Here is a 14,766-nt window from a genome sequence, read left to right on the forward strand (position 1 = left end):
GGTGCAACCTTCCGTCGAAACGGCGAGCGCGAAGGTCGTCCGTTTCGACGGTCGACTTTTGTGACGCGGCACCCTGTCCGGTTGGCAATGGATATCTCGGGGGCGGATTGTTCACCGTTCCGGCGGCATTGCGGCCGCCGCCGCGCCGCGCTATCTCAGGCCACCCGTCATACCGGAGCCTCCCATGCCTGAAATCGTGACCGCCGCCATGCTCGTCATCGGCGATGAGATTCTATCCGGCCGAACCAAGGACAAGAACATCGGTCATCTCGCCGATATCATGACGGCGATCGGCATCGACCTGAAGGAGGTGCGCATCGTCCCGGACGAGGAAGACGAGATCATTGCCGCGGTGAATGCCGTGCGCGCCCGTTACACTTATGTGTTCACCACCGGCGGCATTGGCCCGACGCATGACGACATCACGGCCGATTCCATTTCCAAGGCTTTCGGCGTGCCTTGCGAGTACGATGCCAAGGCCTATGCACTGCTGGGGGCAAGTTACGCCGCGCGCGGCATCGAATACACGGAGGCCCGCAAACGCATGGCACGGATGCCACGTGGTGCCGATCTCATCGACAACCCGGTGTCCGTTGCACCCGGCTTCCGTATCGGCAACGTCCATGTCATGGCCGGTGTGCCGTCGATCTTCCAGGCCATGCTCGACAATGTCGTGCCGACGCTAAAGGCCGGCACGAAAATGCTGTCGGCAACCGTGCCCTGCCCATTCGGCGAAGGCCTTATCGGCGGGCCGCTTGGCGATATCCAGAAAGCGCATCCGGACACGATCATCGGCTCCTATCCGAAATATGGCGACGGCAAGTTCTGGACCGAACTGGTGGTGCGTGCCCGCAACCAGGAGGCCCTGGATGCCGCGCGTACCGATGTCGAGGCAATGGTGGCCGGGTTCGCCAGCAATCCCGGCTGATCTGGTCCAGACCGGAACCAAGCACGACTCTGCAACGTTTCCTAGGCACGAGTTCGGTAGCTCGTAGATTGAGGGATTATCATGCGCTTCAAAACCATCGTCGCCATTCTGCAGAACGAGCAGGACGCGGAGCGCGTGCTCGACTGCGCCATTCCTCTCGCCACCCGGTTCCAGAGCCATCTGATCGGTATCCACGCCGAAACGCTTCCCGTGCCCTACACCTCGGCCACGGGCTTTCCGGACACTGAATTCCTGCAGGTTTCGGCCGACATGAACCGCGAGCGTGCCGAAAAACTGCAGGCGACTTTCCTCAGACGTATCGAGGATTCCGGCCTGTCCTTCGAGTGGCGAAGCCTGGAGAGCTTTTCGGGCGACAGTGCGCTGACCGGGATTTCGAGCGTGCGCGCCGCTGACCTGATCATTGCGGCGCAGCGCGAAACGGGCGGTGACCCGAGCGCTGATGTCGACACGCTGGTCTATGATGCCGGCCGGCCGGTGCTGGTGGTGCCGCATGAGGGTCCGCTGATCACCACCTTCAAACACGTGCTGCTCGCCTGGAACGGCAGCAAGGAGGCGGCGCGCGCCGCTTTCGACGCGCTGCCCTTCATCATCGAAGCCGAGAAGACCGAGATATTGGTCATCGATCCGCCTGAAGCGCTCGACGACAGCGCGGAGGCCGCCGGCGCCGAAATCGCGTCAGCGCTGTCGCGCCACGGCGCCACCGTCAGCGTCTCGCTGCAGCAGTCGGGAGGCAATTCGATCGACGACATCATCCAGACCAGGATCGCGGAGACCGGCGCCGATCTGCTGGTGCTCGGCGCCTACAGCCACTCCTGGCTGCGACAACTTCTGTTCGGCGGCGTGACGCGCAGTGTGCTGCGCACCGCGCCGGTAGCAGCCTTCCTGTCGCGTTGACGCATGTCGCGCAGGTCGCGGGTTTTGAGACAACGACATGCAGACTTGGAGCGGATCGCATGCATCTGTTTCGATGCGACGCGTTTGAAGTCCACCGCGATCGCTCAGGCCTGCGCTTGCCAAGGCCCCTGCTCTTGCCAAGACCCCTGCTCTTGCCAAGGCCCATGCTCTTGCCAAGATGGGGGCTTTCCAGCTAATTCCGCGCGCATTCCCCTGTTTTCTTGCGCGCGATCCCCGCGTGCTGCGGAGTGCGCGACATGTCCCTTCCCGAAAAAGCCTTTCCGGTCTCCTGGGACCAGTTCCATCGTGACGCCCGGGCGCTCGCCTGGCGGCTTGCCGGCGCCAACAAGGGGCAGTGGAAAGCGATCGTCTGCATCACGCGAGGCGGGCTGGTCCCCGCGGCGATCATCTCGCGCGAACTCGGCATCCGCGTCATCGAGACGGTCTGCGTCGCCTCCTATCACGACTATACCAGCCAGGGGCAACTGCAGGTGCTGAAAGAGATCACGCCGGCCTTGCTGGCCGACGATGGCGCCGGCGTGCTGATCATCGACGACCTGACCGATACCGGCAAGACGGCGGGCATCGTGCGCGCGATGATGCCGAAGGCGCATTTCGCCACCGTCTACGCCAAGCCGAAAGGCCGGCCGCTGATCGATACTTTTGTCACCGAAGTCAGCCAGGACACCTGGATCTATTTTCCGTGGGACATGGGCTTCACCTACCAGAAGCCGATCGCCGACGACCACGCCAGCTGATTCGCAACAACCTGGCTGTTACAGATCAGCAGCTTGCACGGGCATTATTTGCTTTCGCGAATAGCCCGGCAGGCCGGATATTTTGCGAAATCGACGTCTATTGGCGGAAATCGGCCGGACGAATGAAATTTTTTACTTTTATTGCCGACAATTAGCCCTAAGATTCGTGAGACGGCAAACGATTCCGGAGGCTGGGGCTAGCTTCTTCGATGTTGACGAGGCCAACGACGCACAATCATCTGGCCGAAAGGGTCCGACGGCTCTTCGGCACGGCGCCGTGCCGCCTTCAGGTCGCCGCCCTGCCCTGGCGCGATGCCGGAAACGGTGTCGAGATCATGCTGATCACCAGCCGCGATACCGGCCGCTGGGTGTTGCCAAAGGGTTGGCCCGAGGCCAGGGAGCCGCTCTGCGAGGCCGCGGCGCGCGAAGCCGCCGAGGAAGCCGGGCTGCGGGGGAGTATCTCTCATCTCGAAGCCGGCCGCTACTTCTACGCCAAGGTGCTGGCTTCCGGCGAAGAAGTGCCGTGCGAGGTCCTGGTGTTCCCGCTGCACGTCGACAAGATCGCCGACCGCTGGAAGGAAAAACACTCCCGCACCCGCAAATGGGTCAGTTCCAGCGAAGCCGTGCGCATGATCAACGAACCCGACCTTTGCCAGATCATCGCCTATTTCTGCGCCGACCCGCACAGCTTCCCCTGACGCGACATTGAGCGGCGGCATCGTGCTGCTGCAAACCGGATCGGTTTGCAAGGGCAAGCGGAACGGTTTTTTCAAAGGCGAGACACGCTGCGCCGCGCCTCAACGTGAATGCTTTGCTAAGGAATCAAGGGTACGATTCGGCAGCTCTGGTATTTTCATCGATGGCGAACCCCGCAAATCCAATTCCGAACGAGTCCGGCGAGCCCCAGCGCGAGCATCGTCCGCGCGTGCTCAAGGGCGGATCGATCATCACCGGAATTTCGAATTCGGAAGTCGGTTGCACGCTGCGCAATCAGCACGAAGGCGGCGCCGAACTGAAGATACCACTCGAAGCCCGGGTTCCCGATCGCTTCCTTCTCTATGTGCCGCTCGACGGCGTTGCCTATCGGTGCGAGGTTCGCTGGCGGCGCAATGACCGCCTTGGCGTGCAGTTCACCGGCACCGAGCCAAAGCCCCGGCTGCACTACGGCTGATCCTGTCGGAACCTGGGGGCAAGCGTGTGCCTCAGCCGCGAGCCCTGGCAATAGTGTGAACATCGCCGCATCCACGTTTCCCATTGGGCGGCAAATTGCGATCGCCGCGCCGGCTTTCTATCCCCGTTATCCACATATGTGACACACAAGATGTTGGGGTCACAAAAGCTACGCAAACGAATCCTTGACGGCGCAAAACGAGTCGCCTTTTATAGGCCATGCGCTTCTGTTGAGAGTGCGACCGGAAAGTTCTGAGCCCGGTCTTTTTCCCGGATTATGTGCGTTTTTGCTCGCATTTCCGCCCGTTTACGAGGCCGGCGGAAGCGTTGGAATTGTGGGGCGATTGGGGACAATTGGGACAATTGTCAGGCTTGAATAAATTGTCTGTTAACACTATATTTAGTGTTTGCAGGTACGTTCGACGCTAGATAGTGTGAATTTCCCTCAAGTGAGGGAATCGAAAAAATCAGTTTTGAGGGACCCGTGGGTTCGTCGGCGCGTTGGACAGTTACTTCGCAAGGAGTTTTGACCAGCAGGGCCGGCGGAGATCGCGAAATAGAGAGCCGGCCGTTTTCGAACGCCGGCAGACGGCGGACATGCGTGTTTCGCATTGGGGGCAGAAATCCCCTGACGAAAGCGCTATATATAGACAAAAGGGACCGGACCAATGCGCATCGAGCGTCGTTTCACCAAGCCAGGACAATCCGCCTATGCGGAGATCGAATTCCGCAAGGCGCTTTCGGAGATCAAGAATCCGGATGGTTCGGTGGTGTTCCGCTTGGACAACATCGATGTGCCGGCGCAGTTCTCCCAGGTCGCCGCCGACATCCTGGCGCAAAAGTATTTCCGCAAGGCCGGTGTCCCCGCACGCCTGAAGAAGATCGAGGAGAACGACGTCCCCTCCTTCCTGTGGCGCTCCGTCGCCGACGAGGCGGAACTTGCCAAACTGCCGGAAGCCGAGCGCTACGGTTCCGAGATCGACGCCCGCCAGGTCTTCGACCGGCTGGCAGGCACCTGGACCTATTGGGGCTGGAAAGGCGGCTACTTCAAGTCGTCGGAGGAAGACGCGCGCGCCTTCCGGGACGAGCTTGCCTACATGCTGGCCACCCAGCGCGTGGCGCCGAATTCGCCGCAATGGTTTAACACCGGCCTGCATTGGGCCTATGGCATCGACGGCCCGAGCCAGGGCCACTTCTATGTCGACCCGTTCACCGGCAAGCTGACCAAGTCGAAGTCCTCCTACGAGCATCCGCAGCCGCATGCCTGCTTCATCCAGGGCGTGCAGGACGACCTCGTCAACGAGGGCGGCATCATGGACCTTTGGGTGCGTGAAGCGCGTCTGTTCAAATACGGCTCCGGCACCGGCTCCAACTTCTCACTGCTGCGCGGCGAAGGCGAAAAGCTGTCGGGCGGCGGCCGCTCGTCTGGCCTGATGAGCTTCCTCAAGATCGGCGACCGCGCGGCGGGCGCCATCAAGTCGGGCGGCACGACGCGGCGCGCCGCGAAAATGGTCATCGTTGATGCCGACCACCCCGATATCGAGGAATTCATAGACTGGAAGGTCAATGAAGAGCAGAAGGTCGCCTCGCTGGTGACCGGCTCCAAGATCGTCAAGAAGCATCTCGAAGCGATCATGAAGGCCTGCGTCAATTGCGAGGGCAATGGCGACGACTGCTTCGATCCGTCGATCAACTCCGCGCTGAAGCGCGAGATCAAGGCGGCCAAGAAATCCGCCGTGCCGGAGAACTACATCTACCGCGTCATCCAGTTCGCCAAGCAGGGCTACTCGTCGATGTCGTTCAAGACTTACGACACCGACTGGGATTCGGATGCCTACCTCACGGTTTCGGGCCAGAACTCCAACAATTCGGTGTCGCTGAAGGACGACTTCCTGCGCGCTGTCGAGGACGATGCCGACTGGCACCTGACCGCCCGTAAGGACGGCAAGGTGCTGAAGACGCTGAAGGCACGGGACCTGTGGGAAAAGATCGGCTACGCCGCCTGGGCATCGGCCGATCCGGGTCTGCACTTCAACACGACGATGAACGACTGGCACACCTGCGCTTCCGCCGGTGCGATCCGGGCGTCCAATCCGTGCTCGGAATACATGTTCCTCGACGACACGGCCTGCAACCTGGCCTCGATCAATCTGCTGCCCTACCGCAATGCCGACGGCACCATCGACATCGCCGCTTACGAGCACACCGTACGGCTGTGGACCATCGTGCTGGAAATCTCGGTCATGATGGCGCAGTTCCCGTCGAAGGAGATCGCCAAGCAGTCCTATGAATACCGCACGCTCGGCCTCGGCTATGCCAATATCGGCGGCCTGCTGATGACCTCGGGCATTCCCTACGATTCCGACGAGGGCCGCGCCATCTGCGCCGCCCTCACCGCGATCATGACCGGTGTCGCCTATGCCACGTCGGCTGAGATGGCCGGCGAGCTTGGCGCCTTCGCCGATTACGACCGCAACGCCCAGAACATGCTGCGCGTCATGCGCAACCACCGCCGTGCCGCCTATGGCGAGAAGCAGGGCTATGAGAAGCTCGCGGTCAACCCCGTGCCGCTGGTTGCTTCCGACCTGAAGCAGCAGGAGCTTGCCACCCACGCCAAGGCTGCCTGGGACCGCGCCATCGAGCTTGGCGAGGAGCATGGCTACCGCAATGCGCAAGCGACCGTGATCGCGCCGACCGGCACGATCGGCCTGGTGATGGATTGCGACACCACCGGCATCGAGCCCGATTTCGCGCTGGTCAAGTTCAAGAAGCTGGCCGGCGGCGGCTACTTCAAGATCATCAACCGCGCCGTGCCGGAAGCGCTGCGCACGCTCGGCTACTCCGAGGCCCAGATCGGCGAGATGGAGGCCTATGCGGTCGGCCACGGCAATCTCAACCAGGCGCCGGCCATCAACCCCGGCGCGCTCAAGGCCAAGGGTTTCACCGACGACAAGATCGCCGCGCTCAATGCGGCGCTGAAGTCGGCCTTCGACATCAAGTTCGTCTTCAACCAGTGGACGCTCGGCGCCGACTGGGTGAAGGAGACGTTCGGCTTCACCGACGAGCAGCTCAACGACTTTTCATTCGAGATCCTGCCGGCGCTGGGCTTCTCCAGGAAGGACATCGAGGCCGCCAACATCCATGTCTGCGGTGCGATGACGCTGGAAGGCGCGCCCTTCCTCAAGCCCGAACACCTCGCCGTGTTCGACTGCGCCAGCCCGTGCGGCAAGATCGGCAAGCGCTCGCTGTCGATCAACAGCCACATCCAGATGATGGCGGCGGCACAGCCCTTCATCTCCGGCGCCATCTCCAAGACCATCAACATGCCCAACGATGCCACGGTGGAAGACGCCAAGGGCGCCTACATGCTGTCGTGGAAGCTGGCGCTGAAGGCTAACGCGCTCTACCGCGACGGCTCGAAGCTGTCGCAGCCGCTCAACTCCTCGCTGCTCGCCGATGTCGAGGACGATGAGGACGAAGCTCTCGAGCAGCTGATCGCCGCACCGGCGGCGGCGCGCGCGGCACAGATCACCGAGCGGATCGTCGAGCGCATCATCGAGCGCGTGTCGCGCGAGCAGGAAAAGCTGCCCGGCCGCCGCAAGGGCTATACGCAGAAGGCCAAGATCGGTGGCAACACCATCTTCCTGCGCACCGGCGAATATGACGATGGCCGCCTCGGTGAGATCTTCATCGACATGAACAAGGAAGGCGCGACCCTGCGTGGCCTTCTCAACAACTTCGCCATCGCCATCTCGCTCGGCCTGCAGTACGGCGTGCCGCTCGACGAATATGTGCACGCCTTCACCTTCACCAAATTCGAGCCGGCCGGCATGGTGCAGGGCAACGACGCCATCAAGAGCGCGACGTCGATCCTCGACTACGTGTTCCGCGAACTGGCGATCTCCTATCTCGGCCGCAACGACCTCGCCCATGTCGACCAGTCGGACTTTTCCAACACCGCACTTGGCCGCGGCATCAGCGAAGGCAAGACGGACGCGGTCTCCAAGGGCCTGACCCGTGGCGCCTCGCCGGTGAAGCTGGTGTCGCGCGTCAGCGGCAACGATCCGAAAGGCTTTGCGGCACCCTCGGGCGCCCCTGCCCGCTCGGTGCCGACAGCCTTCTCCGGCTCCAACGTGCTGGCGCTGAAACCAGCCAGCGACGAAGCGGTCGCCTACAAGCGCGACTATGAGGAGCGAGCGAAGGAACTGGCCGAGGACATCACCTTCGAGGAAGCGGCTGCATCCGACGCCACGGCAGGCTTGTTCACCGATGCCGCGGCCCTTGAGGCGGCCGAAGCCAAGAAACTCGCCAACGACCGCCGCGCCAAATCGCTGCTCCAGGGCTACACCGGCAATTCCTGCTCCGAGTGCCAGAATTTTACCATGGTGCGGAACGGGACTTGTGAGAAGTGCGACACGTGTGGTTCGACGAGCGGGTGCAGCTGAGAGCTGATGCCGCCTCGGCTTACGGTTCGCGAAGTCATTCGCCTGCTGGAGGCCGACGGCTGGTATCTGGTTGCAACCAAGGGCAGTCATCGCCAATATAAGCACAAGATCAAAGCCGGCCGCGTCACCGTGGCCGGCAAGCCGTCTGAAGAGGTTGCACAGGGAACACTGAACAGCATCCTCAAGCAGTCTGGTTTGAAGGAGTGATGGCATGCGCTACGCGGTAGTGATTGAAAAAGCGGGTGATAATTTCTCCGCCTATGTGCCGGACCTCCCCGGCTGCATCGCGACCGGTGCGACCGTACCTGAGGTGGAAACCGAGATTCGCGACGCAATCCGCTTTCACATCGAAGGTTTGCGCGCCGATGGGCTGGACGTGCCCAAGGGTGTCAGCCTCGCGGAATACGTAGAGGCATAGAAGGCAGACCACATAGCCCAATCAATCCGGATTGGACTTGGTCTCGGTACCTACCCCGCCGGCAACACGTACAGCGTCTGCTCGTCAAACAGCGGCTCGTCCTGGCCTATTCGCACGAACAGCAGCTTGCGCGCCTCACCCGGCACCTCGAAATACTGGATGCCATCCGGCATTTCGCCCCAGTCGCCGCAGGGCGGCTCTGGAACCTCGTTGGGGTCGGCAACCGCTTTCAGTTCTTTCGCGTAGGCCGCGTCGGGGCTGAATGTGTAGCGCTTGATGCCGGCGGGAACTGTGCCCTCGGTGTAAGGCGCCAGCACGCAGCGCGCGCTGACGGTCTTGTCGGTCTTTTGCAGGAACAGACGCTGCAAGGCGGCCTCGGCGGTTTCGCCTGATATGATGTCGAAGACCTCGATAAGAGGGTCGGCCGCGCCGCCATCGCTGTATTTGATGGCAAGGGCATTGCCGGCGAATTCGAAGTGGATCTGGCGGAAGCCGAAATCGCAGCGCTGCACCCAGGCGGCGAGCCCGACACTCCTGTCGGACAGCCTTTCCCAGACGCATTTGTCAATGAGCGGGCGCGACGGCGCCGGCTCGCCCGCCACGGCGGATATCGTCGTGGATGCAAGCAGGGCGCTGACCCAGATGATCGATTTCATGGCACTATTCATCGTTGCATCCTGTCAAAGTGAAGGCATCCCAGGCCGAACCATCGGGATTGGCATTGGCGAAATCAGCCAATTCGCTGAAGGCCACACCGAAATCGGGTAAAAGCAGCCCTTTCGGCGCCGCTGTCGCTTCGCGCGAATTCAACTGCTCGGCGCCGCCGCCGGTCAAGGCATAGACTTGGCCCTGCCATATCCTGCACAGCCCGCTGCCATCCTGCAGGCCCGCTTCGCGGTCGTCGTCTGTGCAGGTGTGGCGGATGGTGCCGAGCGGAAAGGAATTCCTGCCGTTGGTCCAGGTGATGTCGGCCGACAGGCTTGTGCCGGTGTTGGGCACGGTCAGTGAAAACACCTGCGCCGTCAGCGCCGCCGGCTCGTTGGCGAGCGGCCGAAATTGCATTACGGCACCCGAGCGCGGTTCCCGATAGGTGGCGTGGCTCAGAAGGCATTCTTTTGCGTCCGCTGCTTGCATCGGACCGAGCAGCCCCAGGAAAACCAAGGCCAGTTTGCGGGTGATCATTAGATGTCTCTGGGAAAGCGTTGCCTGGGTACTCCCGCACAGTCGCATCATCCGTGCAAAAGCATAAGCGAAATCCGGAACGGCAGCGTTTGTCCACGCCTGGACGAAACGTATCCCGTATCGTTCCCAACAGTCTGTATGGTCGAGCGCAACAACGAAGGAGAAAACCCGGTGATGCGGCGCTTTATGACGACGATGACGATGTCCGCATTCGCGGCTGGCCCTGCGATGGCGGCGGCGCCCTATGTCGGAGCATGGTCCAGCGACCGGCTGAACTGCAGTGCGACCGCCGACGTCCAAAGCCAGACTGTGTTCACCGTGGATCGGGCGTCGCTGTCGCTTCCCGAATTCGGCTGCGAGCACGCGACCTTCCGCAAAACCGCCACCGGCTGGGTGGTGCATGCCAGCCAGTGCTACGGGTCGGACCCGTCACTGGAGGAGCCGTTCACGCGCGTCATCCGTATCGTCAAGCATGGCGCCACGGTGCGGTTCACCTGGCATGGCTTCGACAGCGGGCCCCTCGTCCGCTGCTGAAGGCATCCGGCGCCTCACACCAGCAGGGCGATCGCTTGTGGCGGAGACCAATTGTTGAAGTCGGCGCCGCCCCTCATCGCCCTGCCGGGCACTTCTCCCCGTATAGTGACGGGGAGAAGTGGCCGGCCGCAACTCGGCACCCATTCTGCAACGCTGGAGATTGGCGAAATCCGTCGCGAAAGCGTCCTTCTCCCCGTCACTATACGGGGAGAAGATGCCGGCAGGCAGATGAGGGGCGGCGCCAACGTCCGGAAAAGGTTGGGGTACGAATCCGAACCCGAAGCGATTGCCCGCTCACACCAGCCCGACCAGAAACGCGGCGCCGCCGAGAAAGCCAACCGAACAGACCCACAGCATCCATAGCCCGCGCACCCGGCATTCGAGCACCGCCGAGGCGGGGTTAGCGGGGTCATAGTGCACGTCGACCTTGCCGCCGTCGACATACTGTCGTGCCTGACCGCCGACGAGGCTAGGCAGCGAAGCCGTCACGGTGGCGCCGAAGGTCACGCGATCGGCACTGTAGCGCTGGCCGGCGACGCCATAGGAGTAGACGATCCGCGATTTGAAGACGGTGCGCCAGCGTCGATAGCCTGAATGGCTTCGCAGCGTCTGCAAGCCTGACGCGTCGATGCGGCCGGCCGCGACCGGCCATTTTGCCGCCTGCTCGGCCAACGATTTCTGGGCGAAACCCATGCGCAGGACAAACAGGCCCATGAACAGCAGCAGCGCTCCCGCGCCGAGATTCTGCGGCTTGGGCAGATGCGGCCCGATAGCCTCCAGGACGCCCCCGACGGAAAACACCAGTACAACCGCGCCGATCACCAACCCTGCCGAAAGCTGCACCATGAACTTGAAGGCGCCGTCCGGCATGGTGCGCTCGATCACGGCTTTGCCCGGATCGGCCGGATTGTAGAAGACGGTCACTTCCGCGCCGCGAGGAAACTGCGCAAGGGTTTCGGCGACTTCGAAATTCCCCAAATTCTCCTTCACGCTGTAGCGCGAGCTTTGAAATTTCTTGCCGCCGACCTTGTATTCAAAGGTGATCGCCGGAAAATTGCGCATTTCGGTGGTATCGGTGCTGTCCGAGCCAACGCCCGAGCGCCTCACTTCACGGGCCTCGACGCGCGAGGAGATGATCTTTCCCGGCGCCGGCGACCAGCGGCTGAGCGCCTTCACCTCTCGCCATTTCAGGAAGGTGATGAGCGACAGCATGCCCGCGACCACGCAGGCAAAGCCGACAAGCATAATCTTGAGTTCCAACTCGTCTCCCCCCAGGAGTGCAGGAACCTGCACATAGACAGCAAGGCTGCGGCAATGTCTTGTTTATTCGCGAAGCCGCCTCTCCAGAAAGGAAAAGACTGTCTTCCGTTGATCCAGATCAACGCACACGCACCGCTCATGCTGTCTCCTCGATATCAATCGAAGGGAGAACCAACGTGTCGACTTACGACCTCATGGTTATCACCGCAGTGCTAGTCTGTTTCGGGTCATTCTCTGCAGTCCTGGCCTATGCCACCTTCGATGAATCGCGTCGGCGGCCACGCAGATAAGAGCAGCGCAAACAGCAACAGCCGCGCGCGAAGGACGCCGGGCCTGATCGGCTGCTTCAGTTGGCGTCGGCGACGGAGATCCGGCCACCGGCCCAGGCGCGCCATTGCCGTTCATCGCCGTGGAAGACGTTGAGGTCGATGCGGCCGGTGACGCCATGCGACAGGCCGGAGCCGGAATACTGCCAGAACAGCCATTTGCGGTCGGGGTAGACCTTTGATGGGTGTCGCGCCACGGCCCGCAACCAGAACGGATAGTCGAGGAAGGCGCCGCGCAGGTTGTCGCGGTAGAAATCGGGCGCGGTGTAGATGATGGGCCGCTGGCCGTAATGGCGCTCCAGCCTGTCCATGAACACCTGCATCTTCTCCAGCACCTTTTCACGCGACGGCCGCCGCTTGCAGCTGGACTCGCCGTTCCACTCGACGTCGATCACCGGCGGCAGAGCGCCTTCGACCCTGGGCACGTTGCGGATAAACCAGTCGGCCTGCTCGCCGGCCGTACGGCACCAATAGAAAAAGTGATAGGCGCCGCGCTTCAGGCCGGCGGCGTCGGCATTGCGCCAGTTCCTGGTGAACATCGGATCGAGGTGGTCACCACCGTCGGTCGCCTTGATGTAGGCGAAGTTGGCGCCCTGAGCGCGCAGCTTGTTCCAGTTGACGTTGCCCTGCCAGCGCGAGACGTCGACGCCGTGCACGGCAAGGTAACGGGGCGAAGCCTTGCCGAAATTGATCGGCTTGGCATCACGAAATCCATAGCGCGTAAGCGGCCCGGCAAGCATCGGAGGCGCCGCGCGGCTGAGCAGCCTCGGCGGCGATACCAGGGCCGCTGGCTCGATTGAGGGCTCGACGCTGTCCGACGGATCAGGCGCAGAAAGTGCCACCGTCTCTTCCTCCGCCAGTCCGAAAGGCCGCGGACTTTCGTCGACCGGCGCCATTTCGACGCTCGGCGCCTTGCTGGCCATTGCCCGCGGCACCGCCGCGATAGGCGCCGGCGGCCGTATCACGGAACTGGTGGTTTCGCTCGACGGCTTCTGCAAATCCAAAGCGTCGACGCCGGCTGTCGACGTGCAGCCGGCAAGGCATAGCGATGCGATCAAGAAACTGATGGCGCCCGAAATCCGCATCTGGACCTGTACTCAAAACACAACAGACCGAGGGCAAAACGACAGCCAACGGACAAACCGGATCAGTTATGAATGAGAAATTACCAATAAAGTTTGAATCAAAGATTATTTGCCCGAGCGAGGGTTCCAAGCGGGGTCGGGAAGCGACCTCGGGCGCTAGCCGTTCTTCCTGAATACCCCAATCATCGGCCCCAAATTCCAGTAGTCGTCATTGCGGCCGACGGCCGGTGCAAACAGGCTGGATATCGTGCCGTCGAGGAACAGCGCATTGTTGCAGCCGAGCGCGTCGCGGAAAAGACGGGCGAAGGCATGGAAGGTCACCGTGCCGTTCGAAATCGCGAAGACCGCGACGCCGTCCTTGCGCACCCCGACACCGTCGCGGGTTTTGCGCGAGGTGCCGTCGGCCTGGAATTTCGGATGCAGCTTACCGTCGATCACCAGCATCGGCCCGGATTGGGTCGCATAGTCGACGGGCGGACGCCTTTTCACAAAATCCTTGGTGGCGCGGACCGCCGCCTTGCCGTCGCGCATGTAGAAAATGCCATTCGGCTGCAGGGAAAAATTGCCGCTTCCCGACCCGGTCTTCACAGAAGCCATTTCCTGGCCCTGCTCGACATACAGACCGACCGGCGCGAGGTTCGGGTGATACATGCCGGCATTGATGCCGAACAGCATCGTGCGCCCGGCCGCCCGCTGCGAGGCAGCGAGATTGTGCAGCGACTGAAACGGCTTGCCCGCCGGATCCTTCCAGAACAGCTCGACCTGATATCGTTTCGGATCAACCTCGCAAACGAGATAGCTGGTCGCCTCGAAGACTAAGTCCCGGCATGGCGGCAGCGAGGCAACCCATTGGCCAAACCCCATGCCGAGTGCCGCCGCCGACGGCAGCGCGCCCTTGGCCAGCGCCAGCAGCAACGGCACCGATTGCAGAAGGGTGAAGAAATCCATGCGCGTGCTGGAATCCAGATTCGGGGTCCAGTACGGATATAGCCCGTTTCAAGCGATACTGCCCATCGCCACGCTCAGCAATAGGACGACGCCGAGCACCCCCGCGATAGATGACAAACGGCCAGGCCGAGAAATGCTCCAGCACACGCATCAGGCCCCTTGGGCGGTCGAGGAAATCGGCAGCAGTTCGGTGATGCCTTGCACGACGCCGAGGAACGCCACCTTGGCAGGCCGACGAAGCCCGTGTCCAGGCCTTGAGTGCAGATGTCGGCCAATGTCGAATTCCATGCATGAGAGATCGGGTTTGCGCGGACCGACCAGTCGAGATCAATCCCGGGCAAGCCTTATCGTCATGGGCCAGATAATCAATTTTACGGATTTGTAAGCTGATGCGCCGGCATGCGCGCGATTGAAAACCGACCCAGCTTGGGCCGGTCTGAGATTCACTGGGAAAATTGCAACGCGATTACGGGCAGAGCCAGAGTTTCTGGCATGCCCTGGCGATCACATGAGCCGGCGGAACAACGGGCTCATCGACGGAAGGCCGGCGAACCCGTTCGAGCAGCATGCGCACCTGTTCGGGGCGCACACGGTCGCGCTCCATCACAAGCAGGACCATCGGATCGTTCAAAAGCTCGTCCAGGGTGGTGATGCTGTCGTTCATCCGTCGTCTCCTCGAATGCCGTACCCGCGACCCATAAATAGGGAGACAATGATGGCCCGCCAATGACGCTTTGCCGGCTATCTCGTGTTGATTTGGATTAAATTTTGTTCAGGCTAGTGCCCTCCGTTCCGAA

Annotated in this window: 16 protein-coding genes and 1 pseudogene; 10 read left to right on the top strand and 7 right to left on the bottom strand. The window is 61.9% G+C overall.

Features of this window, described 5'->3' with window-relative positions; all coding sequences use genetic code 11:
- Positions 1-184: 184 nt before the first annotated feature.
- From NKH03_RS13735 to NKH03_RS13770, 8 genes are all read left to right on the top strand, one after another.
- Positions 185-928, top strand: a complete 744-nt coding sequence (locus NKH03_RS13735; RefSeq protein ID WP_352968786.1) for a competence/damage-inducible protein A — start codon at positions 185-187, stop codon at positions 926-928.
- An 81-nt stretch (positions 929-1,009) separates the two neighbouring features.
- Complete coding sequence (locus NKH03_RS13740; protein ID WP_352968787.1) at positions 1,010-1,843, top strand: universal stress protein; 834 nt, start codon at positions 1,010-1,012, stop codon at positions 1,841-1,843.
- Between the two features lie 257 nt (positions 1,844-2,100).
- Positions 2,101-2,601 carry a xanthine phosphoribosyltransferase gene (gene gpt, locus NKH03_RS13745; protein WP_352864113.1) on the top strand — a complete coding sequence of 167 codons (501 nt, stop codon included), beginning with the start codon at positions 2,101-2,103 and terminating at the stop codon, positions 2,599-2,601.
- 209 nt (positions 2,602-2,810) lie between these two features.
- Entirely contained in the window at positions 2,811-3,299 is a 489-nt protein-coding gene (locus NKH03_RS13750) for an NUDIX hydrolase (protein WP_352864110.1), read from the top strand.
- A gap of 161 nt (positions 3,300-3,460) precedes the next feature.
- Positions 3,461-3,772, top strand: coding sequence for a PilZ domain-containing protein (locus NKH03_RS13755; protein ID WP_352968788.1), 312 nt, complete (start codon positions 3,461-3,463; stop codon positions 3,770-3,772).
- Positions 3,773-4,439: 667 nt separating this feature from the next.
- Positions 4,440-8,216: a vitamin B12-dependent ribonucleotide reductase gene (locus tag NKH03_RS13760; RefSeq protein WP_352968789.1), complete on the top strand. Its 3,777-nt coding sequence runs from the start codon at positions 4,440-4,442 to the stop codon at positions 8,214-8,216.
- Positions 8,217-8,222: 6 nt separating this feature from the next.
- Complete coding sequence (locus NKH03_RS13765; protein WP_352877290.1) at positions 8,223-8,423, top strand: type II toxin-antitoxin system HicA family toxin; 201 nt, start codon at positions 8,223-8,225, stop codon at positions 8,421-8,423.
- A 4-nt stretch (positions 8,424-8,427) separates the two neighbouring features.
- A complete protein-coding gene (locus tag NKH03_RS13770) occupies positions 8,428-8,634 on the top strand; it encodes a type II toxin-antitoxin system HicB family antitoxin (protein WP_352877288.1) in 207 nt (68 codons plus the stop codon).
- A 50-nt stretch (positions 8,635-8,684) separates the two neighbouring features.
- On the opposite strand, the gene NKH03_RS13775 is transcribed toward NKH03_RS13770, so the two are convergent.
- Together NKH03_RS13775 and NKH03_RS13780 are read right to left on the bottom strand one after the other, a co-directional pair.
- A complete protein-coding gene (locus tag NKH03_RS13775) occupies positions 8,685-9,302 on the bottom strand; it encodes a hypothetical protein (protein ID WP_352968790.1) in 618 nt (205 codons plus the stop codon).
- Positions 9,295-9,816, bottom strand: a complete 522-nt coding sequence (locus tag NKH03_RS13780) for a hypothetical protein (protein ID WP_352968791.1) — start codon at positions 9,814-9,816, stop codon at positions 9,295-9,297. The genes NKH03_RS13775 and NKH03_RS13780 overlap by 8 nt, the downstream gene beginning before the upstream one ends.
- Positions 9,817-9,990: 174 nt before the next feature.
- On the opposite strand from NKH03_RS13780, the gene NKH03_RS13785 reads away from it, so the two are divergent.
- Positions 9,991-10,350: a hypothetical protein gene (locus NKH03_RS13785; RefSeq protein ID WP_352864091.1), complete on the top strand. Its 360-nt coding sequence runs from the start codon at positions 9,991-9,993 to the stop codon at positions 10,348-10,350.
- Positions 10,351-10,644: 294 nt separating this feature from the next.
- Here NKH03_RS13785 and NKH03_RS13790 read toward each other — a convergent pair whose 3' ends face one another.
- Positions 10,645-11,610 carry a DUF3592 domain-containing protein gene (locus NKH03_RS13790; RefSeq protein ID WP_352968792.1) on the bottom strand — a complete coding sequence of 322 codons (966 nt, stop codon included), beginning with the start codon at positions 11,608-11,610 and terminating at the stop codon, positions 10,645-10,647.
- A gap of 346 nt (positions 11,611-11,956) precedes the next feature.
- A complete protein-coding gene (locus NKH03_RS13795) occupies positions 11,957-12,940 on the bottom strand; it encodes a glycoside hydrolase family 25 protein (RefSeq protein ID WP_502913515.1) in 984 nt (327 codons plus the stop codon).
- On the opposite strand from NKH03_RS13795, the gene NKH03_RS13800 reads away from it, so the two are divergent.
- Entirely contained in the window at positions 12,849-13,097 is a 249-nt protein-coding gene (locus NKH03_RS13800; protein WP_352877275.1) for a hypothetical protein, read from the top strand. The genes NKH03_RS13795 and NKH03_RS13800 overlap by 92 nt on opposite strands.
- 80 nt (positions 13,098-13,177) lie before the next feature.
- On the opposite strand, the gene NKH03_RS13805 is transcribed toward NKH03_RS13800, so the two are convergent.
- From NKH03_RS13805 to NKH03_RS13815, 3 genes and pseudogenes are all read right to left on the bottom strand, one after another.
- Positions 13,178-13,969 (bottom strand): phosphodiester glycosidase family protein, encoded by a 792-nt coding sequence (locus NKH03_RS13805; RefSeq protein WP_352968794.1) that lies wholly within the window; start codon positions 13,967-13,969, stop codon positions 13,178-13,180.
- Positions 13,970-14,131: 162 nt separating this feature from the next.
- A pseudogene (locus tag NKH03_RS13810) lies at positions 14,132-14,244 on the bottom strand (undecaprenyl-diphosphatase); the annotation flags it as partial.
- Between the two features lie 191 nt (positions 14,245-14,435).
- Entirely contained in the window at positions 14,436-14,633 is a 198-nt protein-coding gene (locus NKH03_RS13815; RefSeq protein ID WP_352968795.1) for a hypothetical protein, read from the bottom strand.
- Positions 14,634-14,766: the final 133 nt, after the last annotated feature.

The sequence above is a fragment of the Mesorhizobium sp. M1406 genome, from assembly GCF_040317555.1.
Lineage (GTDB): Bacteria > Pseudomonadota > Alphaproteobacteria > Rhizobiales > Rhizobiaceae > Mesorhizobium.